Annotated in this window: 13 protein-coding genes; 5 read left to right on the forward strand and 8 right to left on the reverse strand. The window is 71.3% G+C overall.

Going from position 1 to position 14,050, the window contains the following annotated elements; genetic code table 11:
* Nucleotides 1–34 precede the first annotated feature (34 nt).
* The 6 genes from ACFY01_RS10545 to ACFY01_RS10570 form a co-directional block, all read right to left on the reverse strand.
* On the reverse strand, nt 35–121 hold the full coding sequence (locus ACFY01_RS10545; protein ID WP_311605579.1) for a putative leader peptide: 87 nt from the start codon (nt 119–121) through the stop codon (nt 35–37).
* Between the two features lie 79 nt (nt 122–200).
* Entirely contained in the window at nt 201–1,901 is a 1,701-nt protein-coding gene (locus ACFY01_RS10550) for an FAD-dependent monooxygenase (protein ID WP_390735306.1), read from the reverse strand.
* 287 nt (nt 1,902–2,188) lie between these two features.
* Entirely contained in the window at nt 2,189–3,097 is a 909-nt protein-coding gene (locus ACFY01_RS10555; RefSeq protein ID WP_390735307.1) for an amino acid ABC transporter permease, read from the reverse strand.
* A complete protein-coding gene (locus ACFY01_RS10560; RefSeq protein WP_390735308.1) occupies nt 3,094–3,762 on the reverse strand; it encodes an amino acid ABC transporter permease in 669 nt (222 codons plus the stop codon). The genes ACFY01_RS10555 and ACFY01_RS10560 overlap by 4 nt, the downstream gene beginning before the upstream one ends.
* A gap of 73 nt (nt 3,763–3,835) precedes the next feature.
* Nucleotides 3,836–4,681 carry a glutamate ABC transporter substrate-binding protein gene (locus ACFY01_RS10565; protein WP_390735309.1) on the reverse strand — a complete coding sequence of 282 codons (846 nt, stop codon included), beginning with the start codon at nt 4,679–4,681 and terminating at the stop codon, nt 3,836–3,838.
* 79 nt (nt 4,682–4,760) lie between these two features.
* Nucleotides 4,761–5,537 (reverse strand): amino acid ABC transporter ATP-binding protein, encoded by a 777-nt coding sequence (locus ACFY01_RS10570; protein ID WP_390735310.1) that lies wholly within the window; start codon nt 5,535–5,537, stop codon nt 4,761–4,763.
* A 296-nt stretch (nt 5,538–5,833) separates the two neighbouring features.
* On the opposite strand from ACFY01_RS10570, the gene ACFY01_RS10575 reads away from it, so the two are divergent.
* Complete coding sequence (locus ACFY01_RS10575; RefSeq protein ID WP_132850751.1) at nt 5,834–6,520, forward strand: response regulator transcription factor; 687 nt, start codon at nt 5,834–5,836, stop codon at nt 6,518–6,520.
* Nucleotides 6,521–6,529: 9 nt separating this feature from the next.
* A complete protein-coding gene (locus tag ACFY01_RS10580) occupies nt 6,530–7,942 on the forward strand; it encodes an ATP-binding protein (RefSeq protein ID WP_390735311.1) in 1,413 nt (470 codons plus the stop codon).
* An 82-nt stretch (nt 7,943–8,024) separates the two neighbouring features.
* Here ACFY01_RS10580 and ACFY01_RS10585 read toward each other — a convergent pair whose 3' ends face one another.
* The gene (locus ACFY01_RS10585) at nt 8,025–9,023 is read right to left on the reverse strand and encodes a TAXI family TRAP transporter solute-binding subunit (RefSeq protein ID WP_390735312.1); all 999 of its coding nucleotides are present in this window, start codon (nt 9,021–9,023) and stop codon (nt 8,025–8,027) included.
* Nucleotides 9,024–9,109: 86 nt separating this feature from the next.
* Between ACFY01_RS10585 and ACFY01_RS10590 the strand changes: the two genes are divergently transcribed.
* Entirely contained in the window at nt 9,110–9,514 is a 405-nt protein-coding gene (locus ACFY01_RS10590) for a MazG nucleotide pyrophosphohydrolase domain-containing protein (RefSeq protein WP_390735313.1), read from the forward strand.
* Nucleotides 9,515–9,545: 31 nt separating this feature from the next.
* On the opposite strand, the gene ACFY01_RS10595 is transcribed toward ACFY01_RS10590, so the two are convergent.
* Nucleotides 9,546–11,570, reverse strand: coding sequence for a serine/threonine-protein kinase (locus tag ACFY01_RS10595; protein ID WP_390735314.1), 2,025 nt, complete (start codon nt 11,568–11,570; stop codon nt 9,546–9,548).
* Between the two features lie 181 nt (nt 11,571–11,751).
* Between ACFY01_RS10595 and miaB the strand changes: the two genes are divergently transcribed.
* Together miaB and ACFY01_RS10605 are read left to right on the forward strand one after the other, a co-directional pair.
* The gene (gene miaB, locus ACFY01_RS10600; RefSeq protein WP_390735315.1) at nt 11,752–13,278 is read left to right on the forward strand and encodes a tRNA (N6-isopentenyl adenosine(37)-C2)-methylthiotransferase MiaB; all 1,527 of its coding nucleotides are present in this window, start codon (nt 11,752–11,754) and stop codon (nt 13,276–13,278) included.
* A 57-nt stretch (nt 13,279–13,335) separates the two neighbouring features.
* A complete protein-coding gene (locus ACFY01_RS10605) occupies nt 13,336–14,049 on the forward strand; it encodes a class III extradiol dioxygenase subunit B-like domain-containing protein (RefSeq protein ID WP_390735316.1) in 714 nt (237 codons plus the stop codon).
* Nucleotide 14,050: the final 1 nt, after the last annotated feature.

The following is a 14,050-nucleotide window of genomic DNA, read 5'->3' on the forward strand; positions in this document are numbered from 1 at the left end:
CCAGCGGGGCGCCCGAAGAGAAAGGGATGCGAATTCAGCAGGACGGGCGACACACGCAGCCCGCATAGCGGACGAGGTCCATATGGACCCTCCGCCACAGGCGCACATCGGTGTCGGTCATGGTCGGGAGTACACCATTGGCGGCGCCCACCGGTCAACTCACAGTCACTATGTGGACCACAGTGTGACTGTATGTGCGCTCAACGCGCGCCGGAGCTCGCCCCTGCCTGCGCTTCCGCGCCGGCTTCCGCCTCTGCTTCACCCTCCGCCACAGCCGGGCCGCCCACCGCCGCCTCCGCCGCCGTGTACAGATCGGCCGGGCGGACCCCGCTCAGCGCGGTCACCAGGTGGCCGTCGGGGCGCACGAGCAGCACGCTGTGCGCGGGCGCACCCGGATAGCTCTCGGCGACCAGCAGCTCGGCGGGGTGCGGCAGCGCGGTCACCGCGCCCGCGAGACGGGGCATGACTCCGGCGGTCACCCAGTGCTTGCGGTCCCACACGCCCGTGCCCGGCGCGATCAGGACGACCAGCAGCGCGCCGCGGCCAAGCCGGTCCCGCAGCCGTACGAAGGTGCCGTCCTCCGCCGTGACCCGTACGTCGCTCACCTGCGCGCCGGGCGGAGTGCCGACGGTGATCTCACCGTCGACGCGCGGAGGCGCGAGCGGCGAGTCGGCGTACGTCCCCGGCGCGCCGAGCGGCCCACGCCCCAGATGACCGTCCGTGAACAGCACGTCGTGCCCCCGGGCAGTGCCGGGGACGTACGCGCGCAGGCCACCGCCGCCGCGCAGCACCGGCAGCGCCTGGTCGGCGGCGCGCAGCCTGGCGGCGATCACGGCGCGCCGCTCGGCCTGGTAGCTGTCGAGCAGTGGCTCGTGCGGGCCGTGGTGCCAGACGCGCGCCAGCTTCCAGGCGAGGTTGTCGGCGTCCCGGAGCCCCTCGTCCAGCCCCTGGGTGCCCAGCGCACCGAGCAGATGGGCCGCGTCCCCGGCGAGGAGGACCCGGCCGACGCGCCACCGTCGGGCCAGGCGGTGGTGCACCGTGTGGACCCCGGTGTCGAGGAGTTCGTACGGCGGTGTGGTGCCGTCCGTCCAGCCCGCGAGGGTCTCGCGGACGCGGGCCACCAGCAGCTCGGGCGTGACCAGGTCCTTGCCCGGTGGCAGCAGCCAGTCCAGGCGCCACACCCCGTCCGGGAGGGGGCGGGCGGTCACCTCCGCGGCCGAGGGGCCGGACGTCCGCCACGGCGGCATCCGATGGAGCAACGCACGGCCCGGCCACGGAAGTTCCACGCGCAGGGCGGCTACGGCGTGTCGCTCCACCGCCGTGCGGCCCGGGAAGCGGATGTCCGTCAGTTTGCGCACGGTCGAGCGCGGGCCGTCGCAGCCGACCAGGTAACTGCCGCGCCACCAGGTTCCGCTGGGCCCCCGGGTGTGCGCGGAGACGCCGGAACGCTCCTGCTCGATCGCGTCCACGCGGCTGTCCACGGCGACCTTCACCAGCGGCTCGCGGGCAGCGGCGGCGCGCAGCGCGTCGGCCAGCACGTGCTGGGCGAGGTGCAGCGGGGCGGGGGCGGTGCCGTCGTCGGCCCCCTCCTCGGACACGACGGCGTCCTCGGTGGCCACGGCCTCCTCGCCCAGGGTGCCGAAGGTGATCTCACGCATCACCTGCTTGCGCCGCAATGACCGCCATCCGGCCCAGTGGACACCCTGCTCGCCGAGCGGGACGCCGGTCAGCCGTTCCATCAGCGCGGCGGTGTCCTCGCGCAGGACGACCGTGCGCGCGAGCCGTGGTTCGTCCTTGCCCGGTCCCTCGTCGAGGACGACGCAGGGCACCTCCTGGCGGGCCAGCGCCAGCGCGAGCGTGAGCCCGACGGGCCCCGCTCCGACGATGATCACCGGGTCCACGGCGCGTCGCCCCCTGCCCGCAGCGGTGCCCTGACGGATGAGTGTGAGCAAAAGAGTGGAGCAGGGTGCACGATCACAGAACGTATGCAACCTATTCGCGGTGATTGCGTCAAGCGACGGAGTGTGGTGGCGGCCGGGAAGATCAGGCAGGCCGGCGGATGGTCTCACCGCGTGCGACCCGTGGTCGCGCGCCGGGTGTCGCGCGGAAAAGGGGTGGCACGCACGCGTGCCACCCCGTGGAAGACCGGACTAGGCCCAAGGGCCTGGTCGAGGACGTCGGGGTGCGGTCATGTCGATGCCCCCGCACCGCCGGCGCCCGTTCCCATGGTTCCCGAAATCGACGCGTCGTCCGGCGCCAGCACCGCGCCACTCGTCTTCTTGGCGCGCCGAAGGCGGCCCTCCAGCCAGGTCGCGAAGCTCGTGAGCGAGAAGTTGAGCGCCAGGAAGATCAAGGCCACGATGGTGAAGGAGGCGATGGTGTTGGCACCGTAGTAGCCGCTCATCGTGTTGGCCGCGGAGAGCAGTTCGGGGAAGGTGAGGACCGCGCCGCCCAGGGCAGTGTCCTTCACGATCACCACGAGCTGGCTGACGATCGCCGGGAGCATGGCGGTGACCGCCTGCGGCAGCAGGACGAGTCGCATCACCTGGTTCTTGCGCAGTCCGATCGCCATGGCGGCCTCGGACTGGCCCTTGGGCAGCGAGAGGATGCCGGCCCGGACGACCTCCGCGAGCACCGACGCGTTGTACAGCACGAGGCCCGTGACGACCGCGTACAGCGGACGGTCGTCCGAACTGATGTCGGTGTAGTCGGCGTACAGGGCGTTCCCGAAGATCATCAGGATCAGCACGGGAATGGCCCGGAAGAACTCGACCACGACCCCGGCCGGTACGCGGATCCAGACGTGGTCCGAGAGCCGGGCTATGCCGAAGACGGCACCCAGCGGCAGCGCGATGACCATGGCCAGCGCCGCGGCCTTCAGCGTGTTCTGAAGCCCGGGCCAGATGTACGTGGAGTAGGCCTCGGTGCTGCCGCCGAGATACGGCTTCCACAGCACCCACTCCAGCTGGCCCTTGTCGGAGAGGGAGCTGAAGACCCACCAGAGGACGGCCGCGAACACGGCCAGGAAGCCCACCGTGTACAGGACGTTGCGCCGCTTGGCGCCGGGGCCCTGGGCGTCGTACAGGACCGAGGTCATCGCTTCACCGCCACCTTCTTGCCCACCCAGCCGAGGATCAGACCGGTCGGCAGTGTCAGGCAGCAGAAACCGAGGGCGATGACCGCGGAGATCGCCATCAGCTGGGCTTCCTTGTCGAGCATTTCCTTCATCACGTATGCCGCTTCCGCCACGCCGATCGCGGCAGCCACGGTCGTGTTCTTCGTCAGCGCGATCAGGACGTTGGCCAGCGGGCCGACCGCTGCCCGGAAGGCCTGCGGCAGGACGACCAGTCCCAGCACCTGAGTAAAGCTCAGACCGATGGCCCGGGCCGCCTCCGCCTGCCCGACCGGGACGGTGTTGATGCCGGAGCGCAGCGCCTCGCACACGAAGGCCGAGGTGTAGACGATCAGGCCGAGCACGGCCAGCCGGAAGTTGACCGTCTTGAAGTCGTCTCCGCCGCCGAGGGTGACGTTCAGCGTCTGGAAGAGGCCGAGCGAGGTGAACAGAATGATCACCGTGAGCGGGATGTTCCGCACGATGTTCACGTAGGCGGTCCCGAAACCGCGCATCAGCGGCACCGGGCTGACCCGCATGGCGGCCAGCAGGGTGCCCCAGATCAGGGAGCCCACGGCGGACAGCAAGGCCAGCTGCACCGTCGTCCAGAACGCTCCCAGCACGTCGTAATTGTCAACGAAGTCGAACACGATCTCCCGCGCTTCCGCGTGTAGGGATGCCCCCGGTGCGCCGCCGTCGGACGGCGCACCGGCGGGCACTGCCTCAGCTCTTGACGTCGCCGATCTTCGGGGCAGGCTCGTTCTTGTAGCCGGCCGGACCGAAGTTCTTGTCCACGGCCTTCTGCCAGGAACCGTCGGAGACCATCGACTCCAGCGCCTTGTTGATCTTGGCCTTGAGGTCGCTGCCCTTCTTGACGCCGATGCCGTAGTTCTCGTTCGTCATCTTGAGGCCGCCGAGCTTGAACTTGCCCTTGAACTGCGCCTGGGAGGCGTAACCGGCGAGGATCGAGTCGTCGGTGGTCAGGGCGTCGATGGCCTTGTTCTGCAGACCGGTGAGGCACGCGGAGTAGGTGGGGTACTCCTGGAGCTGCGCCTTGCGGGCCAGCTTGTCGTGGACGTTCTGCGCCGACGTGGAGCCGGTCACCGAACAGAGCTTCTTCTTGTTGAGGTCCGAAGGCGCCTTGATGCTGTTGTCGTCCGCGCGGACCAGCACGTCCTGGTGGGCGAGCAGGTACGGGCCGGCGAAGTCGACCAGCTTCTGGCGCTCCGGGGTGATCGAGTAGGAGGCGGCGATGAAGTCGACGTCACCGCGCTTCAGCATGGTCTCGCGGTCGGCGCTCTTCGACTCCTTCCACTCGATCTGGTCCGCGCTGTAGCCCAGCTTCTTGGCCACGTACGTCGCCACGTCGACGTCGAAGCCCGAGTAGCCCTGCGGGGTCTTCTGGCCGATGCCGGGCTGGTCGTACTTGATGCCGATGGTGATCTTGCTGCCGCCACCGCTGCCGGAGGAGCCGCTCTCCTTGTCCTTCTTGTTCTCGCCGCACGCCGTGGCGGCCACGGCGAGGGCGAGCACGACGGCCGAGGCGGCGGTGACCTTGCGGAGCTTCATGGTGAACATCCTTCGTGTGGTGAGGAGATACGGGCCCTCGGCCCGGGTGAACACGGAACGTGGGGCGCGACGGGCGTCGTCAGTGGTGCAGGATCTTCGACAGGAAGTCCTTGGCACGGTCACTGCGTGGATTGCTGAAGAACTGGTCGGGCGCAGCCTGTTCGACGATGCGGCCGTCCGCCATGAAGACCACTCGGTTTGCAGCCGATCGTGCGAAACCCATCTCATGGGTGACGACGACCATCGTCATGCCCTCCCGGGCGAGCTGCTGCATGACCTCGAGGACCTCGTTGATCATCTCGGGGTCGAGGGCCGAGGTCGGCTCGTCGAAGAGCATGACCTTCGGGCCCATCGCCAGCGCCCGGGCGATCGCCACGCGCTGCTGCTGGCCGCCGGAGAGCTGCGCGGGGTACTTGTCGGCCTGGGTGCCCACACCGACCCGGTCGAGCAGGGCGCGGGCCTTGTCCTCGGCCTGCTTCTTGTCGGTCTTGCGGACCTTGATCTGGCCCAGCATCACGTTCTCGAGCACGGTCTTGTGCGCGAAGAGGTTGAAGGACTGGAAGACCATCCCGACGTCCGCCCGCAACCGAGCCAGTTCCTTGCCCTCCTGGGGAAGGGGCTTGCCGTCGATCGCGATGGTGCCCGAGTCGATGGTCTCCAGCCGGTTGATGGTGCGGCACAGGGTGGACTTGCCGGACCCGGAGGGCCCGATGACCACGACGACCTCGCCGCGGGTGATCGTCAGATCGATGTCCTGGAGCACGTGCAACGCGCCGAAGTGCTTGTTGACGCTCTTCAGGACGACCAGTTCGCCGGTCGCGGCCACGTCTTCCTTGGCCACCGATACTTCGGTCATCGCTTTCAGGCTCCGTCCTCCTCGGTTTCGGAGGACAGTAGTGAGGCCGAATGACCTGCGTCATTACATCTGAGGGGAATCTGAGCATCACGATCCGATAGCAATCGGACACGTGTCGTAGCAGTTGTGACGGGTGTGCGTATCGGCCGGGTAACGGAAGTCGCGGGCAACCGGAACCCTCTTGACGCCGTCGTCGTCCATCAGCGTGACTGCCTTGGTGCACGCGCGCGTGCACGCGCTTTTCCACGGATTACTACACACAGAGACTACGACCGTTCGAACCGGAGGGGGCCGGGATGAGACTGCTGCTCGTCGAGGACGACAACCACGTCGCCGCCGCTCTGTCCGCGGTCCTCAAGCGGCACGGGTTCGACGTCACCCACGCGCGCAGCGGCGAGGAGGCCCTCCAGGCCCTCGTCCCGGAAGGCGCCGGCTTCGGCGTCGTCCTGCTCGACCTGGGCCTGCCGGACCAGGACGGTTACGAGGTCTGCGGCAAGATCCGCAAGCGCACCAGCATCCCGGTGATCATGGTCACCGCACGCTCCGACGTCCGCTCCCGCATCCACGGCCTCAACCTCGGCGCCGACGACTACGTGGTGAAGCCGTACGACACCGGGGAACTGCTCGCCCGGATCCACGCCGTCAGCCGGCGCACCGTCCACGAGGACGCCGGCCCGGGCGGCGAGAGCGCGCTGAGACTCGGTCCCGTGCACATCGAGCTGCCCACCCGCCAGGTCAGCGTGGACGGTTCGGTCGTCCAACTGACCCGCAAGGAGTTCGACCTCCTCGCCCTGCTCGCCCAGCGCCCCGGAGTGGTCTTCCGCCGGGAACAGATCATCAGCGAGGTGTGGCAGACGAGTTGGGAGGGCACGGGGCGCACCCTGGAAGTGCACGTCGCCTCCCTGCGCGCCAAGTTGCGCATGCCCGCGCTGATCGAGACCGTACGCGGCGTCGGCTACCGCCTCGTCGCCCCGGCCGCCTAGCGGGGACGGGTGCGCACCAGGCTCCTCCCGCTGCTCATCGTCCTGATGGCGGCCGTACTGCTCGCCCTCGGCTTCCCGCTCGCCCTCAGTGTGGCGGCGGCCGAGCAGCAGCGCGTGGTCGTCGACCGGATCGACGACACGGCCCGGTTCGCGGCGCTCGCCCAGTTCGTCACCGACGGGCCCAGCGGCTCCAGCCGTACGGGCGTCGACGAGCGCACCGAGACCCTGCGCCGCGAACTCGCCAGCTACTACGGTGTCTACGGCATCCGCGCGGGCGTCTTCTACCGCAACGGCTCGGCGATGGCCAACGCGCCCGACGACTGGATCCTGCCCGACCAGGGCGTGATGCGGGACGCGTTCCAGGAGGCCCTGCTCAGCCGGCGCAGCCACGACCCGAAGCAGGTGTGGCCCTGGCAGCGCACGCGTCTCGTCGTCGCCTCGCCGGTGATCCGGGACGGCGACGTCGTGGCGGTGGTGGTCACCGACTCGCCCACCGGAGCGATGCGCTCGCGGATCCTGCACGGCTGGCTGGTCATCGGCGCGGGCGAGATCGCCGCGATGCTGCTGGCCGTCGGCGCCGCACTGCGGCTGACCGGCTGGGTGCTCCTGCCCGTACGGGTCCTCGACGCCACCACCCATGACATCGCCACCGGACGCCTGAAGTCCCGGGTCGCGGTGGCCGGCGGGCCGCCGGAACTCAGACGGCTGGCCCGGTCGTTCAACGAGATGGCGGACAACGTCGAGGACGTGCTGGAGCAGCAGCGCGCCTTCGTCGCCGACGCCTCGCACCAGCTGCGCAACCCGCTCGCGGCGCTGCTGCTGCGCATCGAACTGCTCGCGCTCGAACTGCCCGAGGACAACGAGGAGATCGCCTCGGTCCGGACTGAGGGCAAGCGTCTCGCGCAGGTCCTCGACGACCTGCTCGACCTGGCGCTGGCCGAGCACGCCGAGGCGGACATCCGGCTCACGGACATCGGTCAGCTGGCCGCCGAGCGAGTGGCCGCCTGGGCACCGGCCGCCGAGGTGAAGGACGTCCGGCTGGTCGGCGACTGCCCGCCCGCCACCGGCTGGGCCGATCCGATCACGCTGTCCAGCGCGCTGGACGCGGTGATCGACAACGCGGTGAAGTTCAGCCCCGAGGGGGGCACGGTCGAGGTGACCGTCTCCTCCAACGGCGAGACCTCGACGGTCGTCGTCACGGACACCGGCCCCGGCCTCACCGACGAGGAACTCGCCCGCGTCGGCGACCGCTTCTGGCGCAGCGGCCGCCATCAGAACATCAAGGGCTCCGGCCTGGGCCTGTCGATCACCCGGGCCCTGCTCACGGCGTCCGGCGGCTCGATCGCGTACGCCCACCACGAGTCCCAGGGCCTGCGGGTGACGGTCACTGTGCCGAGGAACGGACCCGCGCACCGGGGCTGATCCGAAACCGCCGGGGCCTCGCCGAGCGGTACCACCAGGGCTTCGCCGACCGGTACCGCCAAAGCTTCACCGACCGGCAACGCTAGGGCTTCACCGACCGGTAATAGCGGCGCGCGCCCTCGTGCAGGGCCAGGGGGTCGGTGTAGATCGCCGTCCGCAGGTCGACGAGTTGGGCGGAGTGGACGTGGGCGCCTATGCCGTCACGGCTCTTGATCACGATGCGGGTGATCCATTCGGTGAGCCGGGGATCCATGTCCTTGCGGGTCATCAGCAGGTTGGACACCGCGATGGTCGCCACGGTGGAGCTCTGCCGCAGGGACGGATAGGCGGACTGGGGCATGTTGGTCGTCCGGTAGTAGCGGGCGACGTCCCCCTGGGCGTGCAGCCTGCCGACCACCGCGCCGTCGATCGGGATGAACCGGAAGGGGAACTTCTTGGCGAGCTCGACCAGGCCGTTGGTGGGCAGCCCGCCCGACCAGAAGAACGCGTCGATCTTGTCGTGCCGCAGCCGGTCGGGTCCGGTGTCGATGCCGTCGGACTCCGGGGTTATGTCCTTGGCGGGGTCGATGCCCGCGGCCTTGAGGACCCGGTCGGCGATCAGCCGGACACCCGAGTTGGGCAGCCCGATCGCCACCCGCTTGTGCCGCAGGTCCGCCACGGTCGTGATGTCCGAGCCGCGGGGCACGATCAGCTGCACGTAGTCGTCGTAGAGCCGCGCCACACCGCGCAGTTGCCGGGCGCCACTGCGGTGCTCCAGCTCGTACGTCTCCACCGCGTCGGCCGCCGCGATGGTGAAGTCGGCCTTCCCCGTGGCCACGCGCCGCACGTTCTGCTGCGAGCCGTCGCTCTCCAGCAGCTTCACCTTCAGACCCGGCATGTCCTTGCCGAACTCCTTGCGCAGCCGGTCCCCGTACTCCTGGTAGACGCCCCGGGACCCCCCGGTGCTGAAGGTGATCGTCCCGCTCGGCGGGGCCTCGCCCAGGGGCAGCAGCCACCACAGCAGCAGCCCGAGGACCACGAAGCCGGCGGCCGCGCCCTGGAGGGCCCGGCGCCTGCCGATACGGGGGAGGAGCTTGGACATGCGCGCGATCCTGCCAGCCGCCCGCGGTCCTGACCAGCGCGGGGCGAGCGACGGGGACTGTCAGTGGCGGCCGTTAGAGTCGCCGTATGAGCTCTTCGCCCGCCGACCTCGTCCGCGAATTCCACCGTGCCTTCGGCCTCGACGCCCGCACCGTGCCGGCGGAGGTGGCCCCCGAACTGGCCGCGCACCGAGGGGAACTGCTCGCCGAGGAGGCCGCGGAGGTCGCCGAGGTGTCGGTCACCGGCCCGCTCGACCGGCTCGCGCACGAACTGGCCGACGTGGTCTACGTGGCCTACGGCACGGCCCTGGTGCACGGGGTCGACCTCGACCAGGTGATCGCCGAGATCCACCGCGCCAACATGAGCAAACTGGGCCCCGACGGGCAGATAGCCCGCCGCGCCGACGGCAAGGTCCTCAAGGGCGAGCACTACCGGGCGCCGGACGTGTCGGCCGTCCTGCGCCGCCAGGGATGGGTCCCCGGCGGCGCCTGACCGGCTACGGGGCCCCGCGCGGCCCGCGGCCTCAGGCCGCGTCGCGCCACACCTTCACGTCCAAGGTCGCGTACGTCGTCCCGGACGAGCCCCGGTACGTCACCAACCCCACGTGCCCCGTCCCGCTGATGACGCACATCTGCTGGCCGACGGCCAGGTCCTTGACCCAGATGTAGCTCTTGTAGCCGGTCGCGGCCTTGCACGCGTCGAGGCCGCCCTGCCGGCCCGCGGGCAGCAGCGCGAGGGAGCTGCCGGAGTCGGTGCCGGGAGCGAGGACCGCGCCCGAGGAGTAGACGGCGTACGTCAGATCCTCGTCGGAGGTCCCGGTGTCGGCCTTGGCCCGCACCGGGGTGTCCGCCAGGTACAGGTCGTGGCTCGCGGTCATCCTTATCCCGGAGTAGGCGGTCGCGACAGGGGCCTTCGAGGCCGCGGGCCTGCCGGTCGCGGCGGTCGGGGGAGCCGAGGCCGCGGTCCGCGTGGGCGTCGCGGGTCCCGAAGGGCTGGGTGGCAGAGCGGACTTGCTGGGCTCGGGCTTCTTCGAGGCTCGGGTGGAGGGGGAGCCGGACGCCGACGGCGACGCCTCGGTGGCCGTGGCCGACCGCGACGCGGCCGCCTCCTGCACCCGGTCGGCGCCCTTGTCGTCCTCCCGGGGGACGAACAGCAGTGCGGCGGCCGCACCACCGGCGACGAGCGCGACGGCGGCTGCCGACAGCATCCAGACCCGGGCCCGGCGGCCCTTTCCGCCCGTGGGCCCGGAGGCGGTCTGCGGGGCGGTCTGCGCGGAGGCCGCCTCCTGCGACTGCGCCCAGGGAGCCGAAGCGTACGGATTCGGTGCGGCTCCCGGCTGCGTCACGAAGGGCCCGGGCAGCACGGTGGGGGACGGCGGGGTGGGGGAGTAGGCCGCTGCGGGACCGTAACCGCCCGGATCGCCGACGGGACCGTAACCGCCCGGGCCGCCGACGGGACCGTAACCGCCCGGGCCGCTCCCGGCGCCGTAGCCGCCGGAACCGCTCGCGGGCCCGAAACCGCCGGAACCCGCGGGCCCGAATCCCCCCGAACCCGCGGGCCCGGCACCGGCGGGGGCCTGCGCGCCCCCGGCCCCTCCCGGCCCCGCGTCCGCCCGGCCCTGACCGGCGCCTTCCACCCGGGCCGCGATCCCCGCCGCCAGGTCGCCCGGCAGCCACGCCCCGGACGTGAGCCGCGCATCGTCACCGCGATCGGCCTGGATCGTCTGAACGGCGCGGATGACGTCCTCCACGGAAGGCCGCTCGGCGGCGGGCTTGCGCAGACACCGCGCCACCAGCTCCCGTATCTCCTCCGGCACACGGCTGAGGTCGGGCTCCTCGTGCACCACCCGGTAGAGCACCGCGTGCGGGTCCCCGCCCCCGAAGGCGCCGGCGCCCGTCGCCGCGAACACGGCCGTCTGCCCCAGGGCGAACACGTCGGCGGAGGCGGCGGCCACCCCGCCGAGCACCTGCTCAGGCGCCATGTAGGCGACTGTGCCGAAGGCGGTGCCGCTCTGCGTCACCGACGTCGCGTCCGCGGCCCGGGCGACACCGAAGTCGATGACACGCGGGCCGTCGGCGGCGAGCAGCACGTTGGAGGGCTTGAGGTCACGGTGCACGATGCCCTCGCGGTGCACCGCCTGCAACGCCTCCGCGACACCGGCGAGCAGCCGCAGCACCGTGCCCACGGGCAGCGGCCCGTGGTCGCGGACCGCGTCGGCGAGGGACGGACCCGGCACATAGGCGGTCGCGCACCACGGCACGGCTCCCTCCGTGTCGCTGTCCACGACTGGAGCCGTATAGAGCCCGTGCACGCGGCCGGCCGCCGCCACCTCGGCCCGGAACCGCTTGCGGAACTCGGCGTTCTCCGCCAGCTCCGGCCGGATCACCTTGACCGCGACCGCTCGCCCGCCCGGCGTGTGCGAGAGGTACACCCGCCCCATCCCGCCCGACCCGAGCCGCGCCACCAGCCGGTACCCGCCGACGACCCGCGGATCACCGTCCTCCAGCGGCTCGAAACTCCCCGCACCGGCCCCGCCCTCGCTCAACACGCCTCACTCCAGCCCGAGAACCGCTCAGTGGCCCCATTGCATCACGCGTCTCCCGGGCAAATGGCCGGAGTGGCCGGAGACCGCGAAGGCGTTGCCGTGCCGTGAGCCGGCCGATCCCGCCGGCCGGCCGGCGCCTCGCAGCGGGGCCCGGGGCACTTCCGGGACCGCCTACCCTTGAGGAATGACCAGCAGCAGCGACCGGAGCCTCGCGGTGGACGTCCCCTCAGCCAAGACGTACGAAGTGCGCACCTACGGGTGCCAGATGAACGTCCACGACTCCGAGCGATTGTCCGGGCTGCTCGAAGAGGCCGGGTACGTGCGCGCGCCCGAGGGGTCCGACGGGGACGCGGACGTCGTGGTCTTCAACACGTGCGCGGTCCGGGAGAACGCCGACAACCGGCTGTACGGCAACCTGGGCCGGCTCGCGCCGAAGAAGACGCAGCGCCCCGGGATGCAGATCGCGGTCGGTGGATGTCTGGCGCAGAAGGACCGGGACACCATCGTGAAGAAGGCGCCCTGGGTGGACGTCGTCTTCGGCACGCACAACATCGGCAAGCTGCCGGTCCTGCTGGAACGCGCGCGCGTGCAGGAGGAGGCCCAGGTCGAGATCGCCGAGTCGCTGGAGGCCTTCCCCTCCACCCTGCCGACCCGGCGCGAGAGCGCGTACGCGGCCTGGGTGTCGATCTCCGTGGGCTGCAACAACACCTGCACCTTCTGCATCGTCCCCGCGCTGCGCGGCAAGGAGAAGGACCGCCGTCCCGGCGACATCCTCGCCGAGGTCGAGGCACTGGTCGCCGAGGGTGTCTCCGAGATCACGCTGCTCGGGCAGAACGTCAACGCCTACGGCTCCGACATCGGCGACCGCGAGGCCTTCAGCAAGCTGCTGCGGGCCTGCGGCACGATCGAGGGCCTGGAGCGCGTGCGCTTCACGTCCCCGCACCCGCGTGACTTCACCGACGACGTCATCGCCGCCATGGCCGAGACCCCGAACGTGATGCCACAGCTGCACATGCCGCTCCAGTCCGGTTCGGACACCGTCCTGAAGGCGATGCGCCGGTCGTACCGGCAGGACCGCTACCTCGGGATCATCGAGAAGGTGCGCGCCGCCATCCCGCACGCGGCGATCACCACCGACATCATCGTGGGCTTCCCCGGCGAGACCGAGGAGGACTTCGAGCAGACGCTGCACGTGGTGCGCGAGGCACGGTTCACGCAGGCGTTCACCTTCCAGTACTCCAAGCGGCCCGGCACGCCCGCCGCGACCATGGACGGCCAGATCCCCAAGGAGGTCGTCCAGGCGCGCTACGAGCGTCTCGTCGCCCTCCAGGAGGAGATCTCCTGGGCGGAGAACAAGAAGCAGGTCGGCCGCACCCTGGAGCTGATGGTCGCCGAGGGTGAGGGCCGCAAGGACGGCGCCACCCACCGGCTCTCCGGCCGCGCCCCTGACAACCGGCTGGTCCACTTCACCAAGCCGGAGCAGGAGGTGCGCCCCGGCGACGTGGTCACGGTCGAGGTGACGTACGCCGCCCCGCACCACCTCCTCGCCGAGGGCCCCGTCCTCGCCGTGCGTCCCACGCGCGCGGGCGACGCCTGGGAGAAGCGCAACGCCGCGGAGGCCGCCAAGCCGGCGGGTGTGATGCTCGGGCTGCCGAAGATCGGCGTGCCGGCACCGCTGCCCGTGGCGACGAGCGGTTGCGGCTGCGACTGACGAGCCGTCGCGGTCGGGGCTGCGACTGAGGCCCGGGGCGGCGTTACCCTGCCGATCATGCTTGTCGCCGCCGCACTCTGCCCCTGTCCGCCGCTGCTCGTGCCGCAGGTCGCCGCGGGAGCCGCACCCGAGCTGGACGCGGCGCGTGCCGCGTGCGCGGACGCGCTCGGTGTGCTCGCCGCCGCCCGCACCGACCTGCTGGTAGTGGTCGGGCCCGCCGAGCGGAGCGGGCGCGGACCGCACCCGCAGGGCGCCCCGGGCTCCTTCCGCGGCTTCGGCGTGGACCTCGACGTACGGCTCGGCCCCAGCCGGGGGACGGCGTACGACCGTACGCTGCCGCCGTCGCTCGCCGTCGCCGGCTGGCTGCTGGAGCGCACGGGCTGGGCGGACGCGCCGATCGAGGGACTCGGCGTGGGGGAGCCCCTGGCCCCCGAGCGGTGTGTCGAGGCGGGCAGGGAGATCGGCGCGCGGCGGACGCGGGTGGGGCTGCTGGTGATGGGCGACGCCAGCGCCTGCCGCACGCTCAAGGCGCCGGGCTACCTGGACGAGCGTGCCGCGCCCTTCGACGCGGAGGTCGCGCGGGCACTGGGGTCGGCGGACGTGGCGGCGCTGAAGGCCCTGGATCCCGGCCTGGCGTACGAGCTCAAGGCGTCGGGCCGCGCCCCTTGGCAGGTCCTGGCGGGCGCGGCCGAGAACGCGGGCCTGACGGGAACGCTGTTGTACGAGGACGCGCCGTACGGCGTGGGGTACATGGTCGCGGCCTGGTCCTAGG

Origin of the sequence: Streptomyces sp. NPDC001480 (genome assembly GCF_042894725.1) — a bacterium.
Lineage (GTDB): Bacteria > Actinomycetota > Actinomycetes > Streptomycetales > Streptomycetaceae > Streptomyces.